This window comes from Azospirillum formosense (assembly GCF_040500525.1).
GTDB classification, from domain to species: domain Bacteria; phylum Pseudomonadota; class Alphaproteobacteria; order Azospirillales; family Azospirillaceae; genus Azospirillum; species Azospirillum formosense_A.
In genome coordinates this window covers 905,750-919,136 of sequence record NZ_CP159402.1, presented here as the reverse complement: position 1 = coordinate 919,136, position 13,387 = coordinate 905,750, and the positions used below count along the sequence as shown (strand labels likewise).

Genomic DNA, 13,387 nt, shown 5'->3' with positions numbered 1-13,387 from the left:
TCCCATGCGGTCCAAGCTGTTGCCATGGTGCGGGCGAAGGGACTCGAACCCCCACGACCGAAGTCACCGGAACCTAAATCCGGCGCGTCTACCAGTTCCGCCACGCCCGCAATGGCATAGACAGCCCGCGACGGGTGCGGAACACCCGACGGACTGCCGGCGAAGTCCGCTCTATAGCACAGGGTTCGCGCCGCAAACAGGCAAAATGGGCGCCGTTCCGCACGCCATTGGAGGGTGCCCCGGGAGGGACCGCGCGGAAGGGCGGACCGGCTCACGCGCCCCCCTTGCCCAACGACCGGATCGCGGACGAGGCGTTGACCTTGCCCTCCCCCCGGTAAGCCTCGTGGTTGGCGTCGATTTCGCCCAGCTTGTAGCGGTAGTTGATCATCATGCCGCAGGACTGCCGCACCCCCTTGGGCGACCGGTCGCCCAGCCAGTTCAGCCGTTCCATGCGGGCGCCGTTGCTGAGGTGGAAGTGCGCGACCGGGTCGAGCGCCCGCGCCGGGGCGGCGCCCGGCCGTTCGCCGCGGCGGTCCGACGCGCGCGCCGTCGTCAGGTAATGCGCGCACAGCCGCATCAGCGGGCCGCGCAACTGCTTCTGCAGCTCCTCGTCGCTGTGCCAGTCGGGCAGAGCCAGGGCGCCAGCCAGCACCGGACGCTCGTCCGCCTCGGCGTCCATGTCCGATTCGCCGGCGCCCGGACGGACGGCCATGACCTCCGCGATGCGTTCTGCCTCGGGCGGGGTGAGCAGCGAATCACCGCGCACGGCCAATTCCCGGTCCAGCCAGCGGCGAAAGCCGGGAATCGGCGACAGGGTGGCGAAGCATTTGATGTTGGGGAACTCGCCGGCCAGCCCGTCCACCACCCGCTTGATCAGGAAGTTGCCGAAGCTGATTCCCGCCAGGCCGACCTGGGCGTTGGAAATGGAATAGAAGATGGCGCTGTCGGCGCTCTTCGGGTCGCAGACCGGGGCGGAGGGATCGAGCAGCGCCTGGACATTGTCCGACATGCTCTGGACCAGCGCGACCTCGACGAAGATCAGCGGCTCGTTCGGCATGCGCGGGTGGAAGAAGGCGAAGCAGCGGCGGTCGGAATCGAGGCGGTCCTTCAGGTCCCGCCAGCCGCTGATCTCGTGCACCGCCTCGTACTTGATGAGCTTCTCCAAGAGCGAGGCCGGGCTGTCCCAGGTGATGCGGCGCATCTCCAGGAAGCCGACGTCGAACCAGTTGCGCAGCAGGCTCTTGAGATCGTCCTCCAGCGCTTGGAGCAGCGGCTCGCCGCGCGCCATTTCCATCAGCTCGGCGCGCAGGTCGACCAGGAACTTCACCCCTTCCGGCAGGCCGTTGAACTGGGTGAGCAGGCGCAGCCGCGGCGGCTCCAGCGCGCGGCGCAGGGCACGCTCGGCATGGCCGCGCGACACCGGGTCGCCCGCCGTCTGGAAGGTGGCCATCGCCTGATCGACGGCGGCGCGGTCCACGTCGAAATCGCGCGCCAGCATCATCAGGAAGTTGCGCCGCCCCTGCCCGTCCAGCGCCAGATAGGTGCGGCCGAGCTGCGCCGCCCGCGCCCGCGCCGACACCTCGCCGCCGCGACCCTCCAGGCAGGCTTCGATCTGCTCCTTCAGCCGCTCGGCGTCCTCCTTGGGCAGATTGGCGCGCGGCGCGGCGCCGACCGCCCCGCGGGCGGAGGCGGCGATCTCGCGCCAGCCCGCGCGCAGCGTGTCCAGGGTGCGGTCGAGCAAGCCCGGCGGCGTTCCCGCCCCGATAGCGGCGGACTGGCCGGGGACGGGCTCGGTGGGCTTGGTCTCGGCGTGTTTGGTGTTGGGCGTCTCGCTCATACCCAGAGTCTGGCGTGCGGGCGCGCGCTCGGCAAGCCATAGCTTGAGCCCGGCCTTAAGAGTAAGCCCCCTGCCCAGGCGTATGTATGCCCCGGGGACGCCGGGTCAGCGCCCGCCCGCCTTGAGCCGCCTCAGCACCCCCGGCAGCGCGTCCGGCAGATCCTCGGCGATCAGCCCCGGCCCGAAGGCGCCAGCCGCCTCGCCATGCAGCCAGACCGCGGCGCAGGCGGCGTCGAAGGCGTCCATCCCCTGGGCGATCAGCCCGAGCGCGATTCCCGCCAGCACGTCCCCCGACCCGGCGGTCGCCAGATCGGCCGGGGCGTTGGCGTTGACGACGGCCCGCCCGTCCGGCGCCGCGACCACCGTGTCGGCACCCTTCAGAAGAACGACCGCGCCGCAACGCGCCGCCGCGGCGCGGGCGCGCGTCAGCTTGCCGCCCTCCTGCGCCGCGATGTCCGGAAAGACCCGGGCGAACTCGCCCTCGTGCGGGGTCAGCAGGCAGCGGCCGCCCAGCCGGTCGAGCAGGTCGGCGGGCGACTCGGCGAAGCTGGTCAGCGCGTCGGCGTCCAGAACGCAGGCCTTGCCCGCGCCCAGGGCGGCGAGGACGTGGCCCCGCGTGCCCTCCCCGACCCCGGCGCCCGGCCCCAGCAGCACCGCGTTCTTGCGCGGGTCGGCCAGCAGGACCGCGAAGGCCGCGCCGTCCGCGACGTCGGTCACGATCAGGCTGGGCGAGCCGGCGGCGTAGACCGGCACCGAGTCGGGCGGACAGGCCACCGTGACCAGCCCCGCCCCGGCGCGCAGCGCGCCCCGCGCCGACAGCCGCGCCGCGCCGGTCATCCGCGCCCCGCCGAGCACCACAGCATGCCCCCGCGCGTATTTGTGCGCGTCGAACCGCGGCCAGGGGTAGCGCTGCCGCCACAGGTCGGGACCGTTCACCAGGGTTCGCGGCGCGATGGCGTCGAGCACGGTGTCGGGAATGCCGATGTCGGCGACCACCAGTTCGCCGCAGAGGACGCGGCCCGGCAGCAGCAGATGGCCGGGCTTGCGGCGGAAGAAGGTGACGGTCAGCGCCGCCTGCGGGGCCACCCCCATCACCTGGCCGCTGTCGCCGTGCAGGCCGCTCGGCACGTCCACGGCGACGACGGTGCGGCCCGCCATCGCCTCGACGACCTCCTTCGCCATGCCGTCGAGCGGGCGGGCGAGTCCGGCCCCGAACAGCGCGTCGATGACCAGGGGATTGCCGTCCAGCAGCCAGGGGTCGGCGGCCTCCACCGGGCCGGTCCAGCGTCCGGCGGCCACCGCCGCGTCGCCGCGCAGGGCGGAGCGCGATCCCAGCAGGGCCAGACGCACCGGCCAGCCCGCTTCGAGAAGAAGACGCGCGATGACGAATCCGTCGCCGCCGTTGTTGCCCGGCCCGCACAGGACGACGGTCGGGTGCGGCGCCCAGCGCTCGCAGACCGCACGCACCACCGCGGCGCCCGCCGCTTCCATCAGCACGGGCCCCGGCACGCCGCCCGCCATGGTCAGCGCGTCGGCGCGGAACATCTCCGCCACGGAAAGCAGTTCGTCCATCGCCTCCACCCGCCGCAACCCCGCATCACCGTCACCCGGCACAATAAGCACCGCGACGGCCGCAGCATAGCCGGGCACAAGACGAATGGAAGGACCGGCCGGTCTGGCACGGGAATTGGAAAGGGAGAATGGGGCGATGGATGGGACTCGAACCCACGACCGCTCGGACCACAACCGAGAGCTCTACCAACTGAGCTACCACCGCCACCGGGGAACGGAAAATCCGTCCGCAAAAGCCCCGTCACCCCTTCGGCCGATGCAACGCCGGCGTGAACACTTCACGAGGCAGGCGCATCCACCGTCAAGGAGGACTGGGGCGATGGATGGGACTCGAACCCACGACCGCTCGGACCACAACCGAGAGCTCTACCAACTGAGCTACCACCGCCACCGGGGTCGCCTATTTGCCCCAAGGGACGGGGCGGGTCAAGCTCTATTTTTCACCGCATTCATCAATGCGAAAAGGCCGCGCTACCCCCTCCGAACGGAGACGGCTGCGCGGATTGCTTGCAGCGTGTGCACAAATATTGTTCACTTCGCCCTATCCGTTGGCAGTCGCGTGCCGCCCGCGGTGGCATCGGCCCGCTGCGGCCCGGCATCCCACGCAGCCGGATCGCAACCGCTCCGATTGGCACGCAACGTGCTTTACATCGGACTGTCGGCAGAGCCGTGGACGGTGCCTGCCGGCGTTGGCACCTCGTACACGAGAGACCCATGAAGAAGATCGAAGCCATCATTAAGCCGTTCAAACTCGACGAAGTGAAGGAAGCCCTTCACGAGGTCGGCATCAAGGGCATCACCGTCACCGAGGCCAAGGGCTTCGGCCGTCAGAAGGGGCACACCGAGCTGTACCGCGGCGCGGAGTATGTGGTCGACTTCCTGCCGAAGGTGAAGATCGAGGTGGTGATGGAGGACTCCCTGGTGGAGCGGGCGATCGAGGCGATCCAGCAGGCCGCCCACACCGGCCGCATCGGCGACGGCAAGATCTTCGTCACCCCCGTGGAAGAAGTTGTCCGCATCCGGACCGGCGAGAAGGGAGGCGACGCGATCTGATCGCGTCCCGAGAACCCGACCACCGGCCAACATGAACCAGCCCCGCCCACAACCGACGCAGAGCCGGCCGACGCAGTGCCGGCCGGCACGGACCGTCGCAACCGCAAGCGGAACGATCCGTGCGCGGACGCCCCTCCCGGCGCGACTTTTTGTGCTGTCACGTTGTGTGCTTGGGAAAGGCATGACATAACGTCCGCCGCGAGCGCCGTCACCCGCCCCTTGGTCGGTTTGACGCAGCGGGACCCAAACCTCTTAAGCGTGGAAAAAGAGATATGTCCGACATCAGCAAGGTCTTCGACCTGATCAAGGAACACGACGTCAAGTACGTGGACCTCCGCTTCACCGACCCGCGCGGCAAGCTGCACCACACCGCCCAGCACGTCTCGACCATCGACGAGGACGTGTTCGAGGACGGCATCATGTTCGACGGCTCCTCGATCGCCGGCTGGAAGGCGATCAACGAGTCGGACATGATCCTCCAGCTCGACCCGACCACCGCCGTCATGGACCCGTTCTCGGCCCAGCCGACGCTGAACATCCTCTGCGACGTGTACGAGCCGTCGACCGGCCAGCCCTACGCCCGCTGCCCGCGCGGCATCGCGAAGGCCGCCGAGAAGTACATGGCGTCGGCCGGCATCGGCGACACCGCCTACTTCGGCCCGGAAGCCGAGTTCTTCGTCTTCGACGACGTGAAGTTCAAGGTCGAGATGAACAAGGTGTCCTACGAGTTCGACTCGGAGGAAGGCCCGTACACCTCGGACAAGGACTATGAGGACGGCAACCTGGGCCACCGCCCGGGCGTCAAGGGCGGCTACTTCCCGGTCGCTCCGATCGACAGCGGCTCGGACCTGCGCGCCGAGATGCTGAGCGTGCTCGCCGAGATGGGCGTGCCGGTCGAGAAGCACCACCACGAGGTGGCCGCCTCGCAGCATGAGCTGGGCATCAAGTTCGACACGCTGGTCCGCACCGGCGACAACATGCAGTACTACAAGTACGTCGTGCACAACGTCGCCCACGCCTACGGCAAGACCGCGACCTTCATGCCGAAGCCCGTCTTCGGCGACAACGGCTCGGGCATGCACATGCACCAGTCGATCTGGAAGGAAGGCCAGCCGCTGTTCGCCGGCAACCAGTACGCCGACCTGTCGGAGCTGGCCCTGTACTACATCGGCGGCATCATCAAGCACGCCAAGGCGCTGAACGCCTTCACCAACCCGACGACCAACTCCTACAAGCGTCTGGTCCCGGGCTACGAGGCTCCGGTTCTGCTGGCCTACTCGGCCCGCAACCGTTCGGCCTCCTGCCGCATCCCGTACGTCGCCTCGCCGAAGGGCAAGCGCGTCGAGGTCCGCTTCCCGGACCCGTCGGCCAACCCGTACCTGGCCTTCGCCGCCCTGCTGATGGCCGGCCTGGACGGCATCCAGAACAAGATCCATCCGGGCGACGCGATGGACAAGAACCTGTACGACCTGCCGGCCGAAGAGCTGGCCAAGGTTCCGACGGTTTGCGGCTCGCTGCGCGAGGCCCTGGACAGCCTGAAGGCCGACAGCGCCTTCCTGCAGAAGGGCGACGTGTTCACCAAGGACATGATCGAGTCCTACATCGAGCTGCGCACCGAGGAGCTGCTGGCCTTCGAGACCATGCCGCACCCGATCGAGTACAAGATGTACTACTCGGTCTGATCCTTCGGGCCTCGGTCCGCCGGTTTCCGGTGTCCGCCTTGCCCTCGCGGCGCGGCGGGCACCACCGGAGCGCCGAACCATGGAACAGAGCACGAAAAAGCCCTCCGGCGGCAACGTCGGTGGGCTTTTTCGTGTCCGGGACTTGAGGGACGTTTCAGGCGGTGCCGAAGCGCCGCGCCGCCTCGATGGTCAGGCCGGTGCCGACCGAGCCGAAGATGTTGCCCTCCACCACGCGGGCGCCGGGAAGTTCGGCCAGGATGGCCGCCCGCACCTGCGGCAGCAGCGTAGAGCCGCCAGTCAGGAACACCGCGTCGATCTCCGCCGGCAGCGTGCCGGCCTCAGCCAGACAGGCCCGCACCCGCCCGCCGATGCGGCCCGCCAAGATCGCCGTCGCTTGGTTCAGCTCGTCCACCGACACCGGGCGCGTCATGCCGCCGCCGCCCCAATCCAAGAGCAAGCCGGCCTCCGGGCCGTCGGACAGGGCGATCTTGGTGCGCTCCACCGCCATGGCCAAGGCGTGGCCCAGCCGGTGCTCGACCACGCCGATCAGCCGCTCGATGCGGTCCGGAGTCGCGGAATCGCGCTTCAGGCGCTCCAGATCGGCCATCGCCTTGGCGGTGTAGAGGAAGTTGATCTTCGACCAAGTCGCCAGATCGAAGAACAGATGCTTAGGCGCCAGCAGACCGGGGCGCTTCATGGCGCTGCCATGGCCCAGCAGCGGCATGGCCGTCGCCAGCGACAGGTCGCGGTCGAAGTCGGTCCCGCCGACCCGGATGCCGTCGTTGGCCAGGATGTCGGCGCCGCGGTCGGCCCGCCCGCGCCGCTCCGGCCCGATGCGGACGATGGAAAAGTCCGACGTGCCGCCGCCGATGTCGGCGATCAGGGCCAACTCCTCCCGCTCCACCTGCTGCTCGTAGTCGAGCGCGGCGGCGATGGGCTCGTACTGAAAGGAGATGCCACGGAAGCCGACGGAGCGGGCGATCTCGCCCAAAGCCTCTTCCGCCGCGGCGTCACCGGCCGGGTCGCCGTCGACGAAATGAACCGGGCGGCCCAGCACCACGTCGGTCAACTCGCCGCCGAGCGCGGTCTCCGCGCGCTCCTTGACCGCGGCCAGAAAGGTGGCGATGACCGCCCGGAAGGTGATGCGGCCCTTGCGCAGCGCGGTGTCGGCGTCGATCAGGTCCGTGCCCAGCATCGACTTGATGGAGCGCATCAGGCGCCCCTCGACACCCGACGCATAGGCGTCGACGGCCGCCTGCCCGACCGTCACCGCGTCGGCTTCGAAATCGAAGAAGACGGCGCTGGGCAGGGTCGTCCGCGGGCCGTCCAGGGGAAGCAGGCCGTAACCGCCCTCCCCCGTGCCGGCACCCGCGGACGCCGTCCGCACGCCGAGCGTCGTGTTGGACGTGCCGAAATCGAGGCCGCAAGCCGTCATGGGAACCCCCGCCGTGATGGAAGGGGCGAGGCTATACAGGGGCCGGGCCTGCGGATCAAGACGCGCGACGGGACAGGCCGCGCTTGTCTTTCCTATTCGGTTCCTTCCTCTTCCGCGGGCCTGTCGGCGGCGCTATTCCGCGGGAACGCTGCGGGTCGCCACGATGTGGTTCAGGGTGATGGTCATCACCGCCTCGCCATGCTGGTTCAGCGTGGTGTAGGCCAGCCGCACCGTGCCGCGGTCGCCGCGGCGGTGCGGGATGGCCTCCAGCACCTCCACCCGGACGCGCAGCGTGTCGCCGGGCCGCACCGGGCGCAGCCAGCGCAGTTCGTCGCCGCCAGAGCCGCCCAGGCTGGTGCCGGTGATGGCCCCGGTGTCGCGGAACAGGCGGAAGGTCAGGGACAGGGTGTGGAAACCGCTGGCGATCAGCCCGCCGAACGGCCCCTCCGCGGCGGCCACCGCGTCCATGTGGAAGGGCTGCGGGTCGAAGCGCTGGGCGAAATCCATGATCTGGCTGTCGGTGACCGTCGCCCCTTCGGTGTCGATCACGTCACCAGCGCGGAAATCCTCGAAATATCGCCCCGCCATGCCCGCTGCCCTCCCGTTCCATTGGTCCTCGTGTGGACGGTGCTAAATGTAGATGGCGCCATCCATATAGAGAACCGCTTTCCCGGCGATCTTCACGCGGTCGCCCGCCAGTTCGCAGGACAGCGCGCCACCACGGGCCGAGACCTGCCGGGCCTTCAGCCGCTCCTTGCCCAGCCGCCGCGCCCAATAAGGGGTCAGCGTGCAATGGGCGGAGCCGGTCACCGGGTCTTCGGGAATCCCCTGGGCCGGCGCGAAGAAGCGGGAAACGACGTCAACGCCGCCGCTGCCCGGCGCCGTCACGATGACGGCGTAGAAATCCTCCAGCCGGGCCAGGGCGCTCATGTCGGGCGCCAGGGCGCGCACGGTCGCCTCGTCCTCGTAGACGACCAGGAGGTCGCGCGCCTTCAGCACCGCCGTCGGCGGCGGTCCGCCCAGCGCGTCGAGCAGGCCGGCCGGCGGCTCCGCCAACGGTTCCGGCGGGCGGCTCGGGAAATCCAGCGTGTAGAAGTCACCGTTGCGGGTGACGCTGAGGGTTCCGGCTTCCCGGGTGGCGAAATCGATGCGCGGGCAGCCCCACTCCAGCATCGTCGCGATGACGAAGGCCGAGGCCAGCGTGGCGTGGCCGCACAGATCCACCTCGACCGTGGGGGTGAACCAGCGGATCTCGTAACCGTCGCCGCGGCGGACGAAGAAGGCGGTTTCCGCCAGGTTGTTTTCCGCCGCGATGGCCTGGAGCGTCGCGTCGGGAAGCCAGTCCTCAAGCGGCACGACCGCCGCCGGGTTGCCCGCGAACACCGCGTCCGCGAAGGCATCGACCTGATACAGGGGAAGGCGCACGGTGCCTCCTTAGGGTTTCTCGGTGAACAGGAACGCCTGGGCGTGCCGCTCCATCCCCGCCGCCTCGTAGAAGCTGACCGCCTTGGGCGCCGACAGGAGAAGGCAGGTCACGCCCTCCCCCACCGCGGCGCGGGTGCGGCGCATCAGCTCCTTGCCGATGCCGCGCCCCTGACAGGCGCGGTCGACGGCGAGGTCCGACAGGTAGCAGCAGAAGGCGAAATCGGTGACGGACCGCGCGACGCCGACCAGATCGCCGTCCACGTTTCGGGCGGTCACGATCAGGCCGGCGTTGCGCAGCATCGCCTCCACGCGCGGGCGGTCCGCTACGGGGCGGCGCTCGGCCAGCCCGGAGCGGTGCAGCACGTCGATGAAGGCGTCGGCGGTCAGGTCGGGCTCGACGGCGTAGAGGATCGCATCGGCGCTCATCCGCTCAGCTCCGCCAGAAGGGCTTGTTGACTTCGCTGTCCACGTCGGCGCGGGACACGCCGATGTCCTTCAGCAGATGGTCGTCCAGCCGCATCAGCGCCTGCCGCTGCCGCCACCGCTCATAGCCGTTCAGGCCGGCCTCCATCACGAGCCAGACGGGGCGGATGCCGACGGAAAGGGCGCGCGCGATGACCTTGAAGACGGTCGTGAACGAGGACGATCCGGACGACCGGGTCGCTTCTGTGGTGCGCATGACATGCCTCCTTCGTCAAAACATTCAGCCCCGAACAATCGAGACAATGGCGATTATGTCCGCGCAATCGTCCCGGTCAATGTCATTATTGTCACCATTACATTTCCGATGTCGGATGTATCCCGGCAGCCACACCCACCGGTGACACATCCGTTTGGACGATCCCGATCCAAGGCGACCTCACCCTCCGGGCATGAAAAAGGCCGGCCGCGGAACGCGGCCGGCCCGGCAAAGCGCTTGTGATGCGCCCGATGCGGTCCCGTTACTCGCGGTTGCCCATGAGCTGGAGGAGCATCTGGAAGAGGTTGATGAAGTTGAGGTAGAGGGAGAGGGCGCCCATGACGGCGAGCTTGGTGTTGGTCTCGTGTCCGTAGCCCTCGGCGTACTCCTCCTTGATGCGCTGGGTGTCGTAGGCGGTCAGGCCGGTGAAGATGACCACGCCGATGACCGAGATGGCGAACTGCAGCGCGCTGGAGCCGACGAAGATGTTGACCAGGCTGGCGATGACGATGCCGATCAGGCCCATCATCAGGAACGAGCCCATCTTCGACAGGTCGGCCTTGGTGGTGTAGCCCCACAGGCTCATCGCCGCGAACATCGCCGCGGTGATGAAGAACACCCGCGCCACGCTGGCCCCGGTGAAGACCAGGAAGATCGACGCCATCGACACGCCCATCACCGCGCAGAAGGCCCAGAACAGACCCTGCAGCGCACTGGCCGACATCGCGTGGAAGCGGAAGGACAGCACCATGATGAAGGCCAGCGGCGCCAGCATCACCACCCACTTCAGCGGGGTCGTGAAGATCGGCACATACAGCGCCGGCGTGCTCGCCACGAACAGCGCCACCAGCCCCGTCACGCCAAGGCCGAGCATCATGAAGTTGTAGACCCGCAGCATGTGCTTGCGCAGGCCCTCGTCGAACGCCGCACGGTCCACGCCCGCGGCGCCCGCGCCCCAACGACTCTGGTTGGGATACTGGTCGAACATTGCGAAAACTCCCTCGTTCAAGCCTCTAGCGGCGGGCCTTAGACCGGCGGAGTCCCCCGGCGGCAAAGCGGGCGGCGGATCGGCCGCGGACAAGCGGCGGCGGGAAGGCACGGCTGCGCTGTCCGTCGAAAGACCCTCCAGATGCGGTCACGCCCGTCGGCGCAAAAGCAGATGAAGGGATCCGACATCGCAGCCCCCGACCTCGTGACCGGCGACTCGGCTGCCAGAGGGGCCCGGACCCTGATTGCCCTAATAGTTGGCCGTGTGGCCGACGCCTTTCAAGAGACCCGCCGCCTCGCGGGTTCCACACGGACGGGAGCTTGGAACACGCCTGGCGGTTCCCATATGGCGGCTTGGGAGCGGCCGGTCCGGTGATCCGGGGCGCCGCCGCAGCCGAACGACAACCATCAGGGCCGGATCGACAAGATGGAGAGTGCCGCGTTGAGCGACCAGCACCACAGACGCCTCGAGCGGCGGGTGGATCGCATCCAGGAGAAGCTTCCCGACTCCATGGCGCGGGTGCTGGCCTGGCTCCGCGAGCCGCGGGCGACCTGGGTGCGCGTCCCCGCCGGGCTGCTGCTGATTGTCGGCGGGCTGCTCAGCTTCCTGCCCGTGCTGGGCATCTGGATGCTGCCTCTCGGCCTCGTGCTGCTCGCCTACGACGTTCCGTTTCTTCGCCCGCCGATCAACCGCGCGCTGGTGCGCGGCGAGCGGCGTTGGAAGGAATGGAAGCGGCGGCGCCGCGCCGCTTCCTCATCCTCGTGACCGTCACTCCGTGACCGTCCCGTTCCGTCAGGAATAGGAGCCGGTGCGGGCCGGCGTGCGCTCCAGCGGCCCCTCGCCCGGGCTGTAGCGCTCGGAGCGCGGGCCGGAGAGGCGATCGTGGTCCTCGTCGGCCACCATGGCCTTCAGCGGGCAGTGCCCGCTCATGCCGCGGGCCACCAGGGCGGCGCCGGCCAGCCCCATGATGGCGCCCCGCACGTCGGCGCCGCGGCGCACGCCGCCCGCCGCCATGACGAGGCCGAGGCCGGTGGACACGGCGCGTTCCAGCGGCCCGAGATTCTGCGCGCCTCCAAAGAAGCGGTCATAGGTGTGTCGGATGGCGTTTTCGGCGCTCATGCCTGAATTCTCCCGGCTGTGCCCGGCGCGAAAGGGATGCCGAAGCAGCGCCGGGCGGTCCTGACTGCAACGCCCGCTTGGCCGTCCGGGTTCCCGCGCGCGCGGCGCAGCCGGACACACACAATCGCGACAATGCGGTGACACTTGCCGGAGGATCGGCACAATGTCATCATTGTCCCTATGACAAATTGGGTTCCCGATCTGGAGGGCCGGCAAGGCCCCCGTTACCGCGCCATCGCCGACGCCCTGTCCGACGACATCGCCAACGGACGGCTCGCTCCCGGCACCCGGCTTCCCACCCACCGCGACCTCGCCTACCGCCTCGGCGTCACCGTCGGGACGATCACCCGCGCCTACACGGAAGCGGAGAAGCGCGGGCTCATCGGCGGCGAGGTCGGGCGCGGCACTTTTGTGCAGGGGCAGCGCCACATGCCCCCGTCCGACCCCTTCACCTGGACGCCGCGGCCGGAACCGTCCGTCATCAACATGACCGTCGTGACGCCGGAGCATCCGATGTCGGTGCCGATGATGGGCGCCACCCTTGCCGCCATCGGCGCCTCGCCGAACCTGGGGTCGCTGCTGGAGTACGCGCCGCACGCCGGCCTGCCCGCCCACCGCGCGGCCGGAGCGCAATGGCTGACGCGGCAGCACCGGGCGGCGGCCTCCCCCGATACGGTCCTGCTGACCACCGGCGCGCAGAACGCCATGGCGGTGGCGCTGGCCGCGGTGGCCCGCCCCGGCGACGTGGTGCTGACGGAGCGGCTGACCAACTACGGCATGAAGACGCTGAGCGCGATCGAGGGCTACCACCTGGAAGGCATTGCCATCGACGAGCATGGCGTGGTGCCGGACAGTTTCGACAGCGCCTGCCGCCGCCTGGCGCCCAAGGCGCTGTATCTGGTGCCGACCCTGCACAACCCCACCGCCTCCGTCATGCCGCAGGCCCGGCGGGTGGAGATCGCGGCCATCGCCCGCCGCTACGGGGTGGTGCTGGTCGAAGACGACGTCTTCGGCTTCCTGGTCCACGACGCGAAGCCCATCCAGGCCATCGCCCCGGACGTCACGGTCTATGTGAACAGCCTGTCCAAGAGCGTGTCGGCCGGGCTGCGCGTCGGCTATGTGGTCGCTCCGCCGGCCCTGGTGCCGCGGGTGGAGGCGGTCATCCGCGCCCTGCAATACTCCTCCCCGCCCCTGCCGCCGGAGGTCGCGACGCGCTGGATCACAGACGGCAGCGCCGACCGCATCGCCGAGGCCCAGCGCGGGGAAGCCATGGCCCGCCAGCAGATCGCCCGCTCCATCCTGCCCGCCAGCGCCGTCTGCGGGCACGCTTCGGCGCAGCATCTCTGGCTGGTCCTGCCCGAGCCCTGGCGGCGCGACGACTTCATCGCCGAGGCGCTGCGCCGCGGCGTGAAGGTGACGGGCGGCGACGTGTTCGCCGTGGGCCGGGCCAGCGCCCCCCACGCCGTGCGGCTGGGCCTCTGCCACCCGCACAGCCGGGACGAGCTGGCGCGCGGCCTGCGCACGCTGGCCGACCTGCTGGACAACCCGCAGACCGCGATGCTGTCGATCGTATGATGAGATAAAGGCGGAGCGGCCG

Annotated in this window: 13 protein-coding genes and 3 tRNA genes; 4 read left to right on the top strand and 12 right to left on the bottom strand. The window is 69.4% G+C overall.

From position 1 onward, the window contains the following. Positions 1–25: 25 nt before the first annotated feature. The 5 genes from ABVN73_RS04355 to ABVN73_RS04335 form a co-directional block, all read right to left on the bottom strand. Positions 26–110: transfer RNA gene (locus ABVN73_RS04355), tRNA-Leu, on the bottom strand. A 161-nt stretch (positions 111–271) separates the two neighbouring features. Next, positions 272–1,837, bottom strand: a complete 1,566-nt coding sequence (locus ABVN73_RS04350; RefSeq protein ID WP_353859089.1) for a malonyl-CoA decarboxylase — start codon at positions 1,835–1,837, stop codon at positions 272–274. A 105-nt stretch (positions 1,838–1,942) separates the two neighbouring features. Then, entirely contained in the window at positions 1,943–3,409 is a 1,467-nt protein-coding gene (locus tag ABVN73_RS04345; RefSeq protein ID WP_353859088.1) for an NAD(P)H-hydrate dehydratase, read from the bottom strand. 129 nt (positions 3,410–3,538) lie between these two features. After that, a tRNA-His gene (locus ABVN73_RS04340) sits at positions 3,539–3,614 on the bottom strand. Positions 3,615–3,721: 107 nt separating this feature from the next. Next, positions 3,722–3,797 (bottom strand) — tRNA-His (locus ABVN73_RS04335). 326 nt (positions 3,798–4,123) lie between these two features. Here ABVN73_RS04335 and ABVN73_RS04330 point away from each other — a divergent pair. Then, entirely contained in the window at positions 4,124–4,462 is a 339-nt protein-coding gene (locus ABVN73_RS04330) for a P-II family nitrogen regulator (RefSeq protein ID WP_014240107.1), read from the top strand. Positions 4,463–4,734: 272 nt separating this feature from the next. Further along, entirely contained in the window at positions 4,735–6,144 is a 1,410-nt protein-coding gene (gene glnA / locus ABVN73_RS04325) for a type I glutamate--ammonia ligase (protein ID WP_353859087.1), read from the top strand. Between the two features lie 154 nt (positions 6,145–6,298). Here glnA and ABVN73_RS04320 read toward each other — a convergent pair whose 3' ends face one another. From ABVN73_RS04320 to ABVN73_RS04295, 6 genes are all read right to left on the bottom strand, one after another. After that, positions 6,299–7,579 carry an Hsp70 family protein gene (locus tag ABVN73_RS04320; protein ID WP_353859086.1) on the bottom strand — a complete coding sequence of 427 codons (1,281 nt, stop codon included), beginning with the start codon at positions 7,577–7,579 and terminating at the stop codon, positions 6,299–6,301. Positions 7,580–7,711: 132 nt separating this feature from the next. Then, positions 7,712–8,167, bottom strand: a complete 456-nt coding sequence (locus tag ABVN73_RS04315) for a MaoC family dehydratase (RefSeq protein WP_353859085.1) — start codon at positions 8,165–8,167, stop codon at positions 7,712–7,714. 42 nt (positions 8,168–8,209) lie between these two features. Continuing rightward, positions 8,210–9,004, bottom strand: coding sequence for a PhzF family phenazine biosynthesis protein (locus ABVN73_RS04310; RefSeq protein ID WP_353859084.1), 795 nt, complete (start codon positions 9,002–9,004; stop codon positions 8,210–8,212). A 9-nt stretch (positions 9,005–9,013) separates the two neighbouring features. Then, positions 9,014–9,430 carry a GNAT family N-acetyltransferase gene (locus ABVN73_RS04305; protein WP_353859083.1) on the bottom strand — a complete coding sequence of 139 codons (417 nt, stop codon included), beginning with the start codon at positions 9,428–9,430 and terminating at the stop codon, positions 9,014–9,016. Positions 9,431–9,434: 4 nt separating this feature from the next. After that, entirely contained in the window at positions 9,435–9,683 is a 249-nt protein-coding gene (locus tag ABVN73_RS04300) for a DUF1127 domain-containing protein (protein WP_353859082.1), read from the bottom strand. Positions 9,684–9,945: 262 nt separating this feature from the next. Further along, positions 9,946–10,671 (bottom strand): Bax inhibitor-1/YccA family protein, encoded by a 726-nt coding sequence (locus ABVN73_RS04295; protein ID WP_353859081.1) that lies wholly within the window; start codon positions 10,669–10,671, stop codon positions 9,946–9,948. Between the two features lie 426 nt (positions 10,672–11,097). Between ABVN73_RS04295 and ABVN73_RS04290 the strand changes: the two genes are divergently transcribed. After that, a complete protein-coding gene (locus tag ABVN73_RS04290) occupies positions 11,098–11,436 on the top strand; it encodes a hypothetical protein (RefSeq protein WP_353859080.1) in 339 nt (112 codons plus the stop codon). 27 nt (positions 11,437–11,463) lie between these two features. On the opposite strand, the gene ABVN73_RS04285 is transcribed toward ABVN73_RS04290, so the two are convergent. Then, entirely contained in the window at positions 11,464–11,790 is a 327-nt protein-coding gene (locus tag ABVN73_RS04285; RefSeq protein WP_353859079.1) for a DUF2892 domain-containing protein, read from the bottom strand. 180 nt (positions 11,791–11,970) lie between these two features. Here ABVN73_RS04285 and ABVN73_RS04280 point away from each other — a divergent pair, with 180 nt between their 5' ends. Continuing rightward, positions 11,971–13,365: a PLP-dependent aminotransferase family protein gene (locus tag ABVN73_RS04280; protein WP_353859078.1), complete on the top strand. Its 1,395-nt coding sequence runs from the start codon at positions 11,971–11,973 to the stop codon at positions 13,363–13,365. Positions 13,366–13,387 lie beyond the last annotated feature (22 nt).

Excerpts from the sequence above, each read along its gene's own strand:
- ABVN73_RS04320 (WP_353859086.1), bottom strand. The coding sequence starts at position 7,579 with ATGACGGCTTGCGGCCTCGATTTCGGCACGTCCAACACGACGCTCGGC.
- ABVN73_RS04315 (WP_353859085.1), bottom strand. The coding sequence starts at position 8,167 with ATGGCGGGGCGATATTTCGAGGATTTCCGCGCTGGTGACGTGATCGAC.
- ABVN73_RS04345 (WP_353859088.1), bottom strand. The coding sequence starts at position 3,409 with ATGGACGAACTGCTTTCCGTGGCGGAGATGTTCCGCGCCGACGCGCTG.
- ABVN73_RS04350 (WP_353859089.1), bottom strand. The coding sequence starts at position 1,837 with ATGAGCGAGACGCCCAACACCAAACACGCCGAGACCAAGCCCACCGAG.
- ABVN73_RS04285 (WP_353859079.1), bottom strand. The coding sequence starts at position 11,790 with ATGAGCGCCGAAAACGCCATCCGACACACCTATGACCGCTTCTTTGGA.
- ABVN73_RS04290 (WP_353859080.1), top strand. The coding sequence starts at position 11,098 with ATGGAGAGTGCCGCGTTGAGCGACCAGCACCACAGACGCCTCGAGCGG.
- ABVN73_RS04305 (WP_353859083.1), bottom strand. The coding sequence starts at position 9,430 with ATGAGCGCCGATGCGATCCTCTACGCCGTCGAGCCCGACCTGACCGCC.
- glnA (WP_353859087.1), top strand. The coding sequence starts at position 4,735 with ATGTCCGACATCAGCAAGGTCTTCGACCTGATCAAGGAACACGACGTC.
- ABVN73_RS04300 (WP_353859082.1), bottom strand. The coding sequence starts at position 9,683 with ATGCGCACCACAGAAGCGACCCGGTCGTCCGGATCGTCCTCGTTCACG.
- ABVN73_RS04330 (WP_014240107.1), top strand. The coding sequence starts at position 4,124 with ATGAAGAAGATCGAAGCCATCATTAAGCCGTTCAAACTCGACGAAGTG.
- ABVN73_RS04280 (WP_353859078.1), top strand. The coding sequence starts at position 11,971 with ATGACAAATTGGGTTCCCGATCTGGAGGGCCGGCAAGGCCCCCGTTAC.
- ABVN73_RS04295 (WP_353859081.1), bottom strand. The coding sequence starts at position 10,671 with ATGTTCGACCAGTATCCCAACCAGAGTCGTTGGGGCGCGGGCGCCGCG.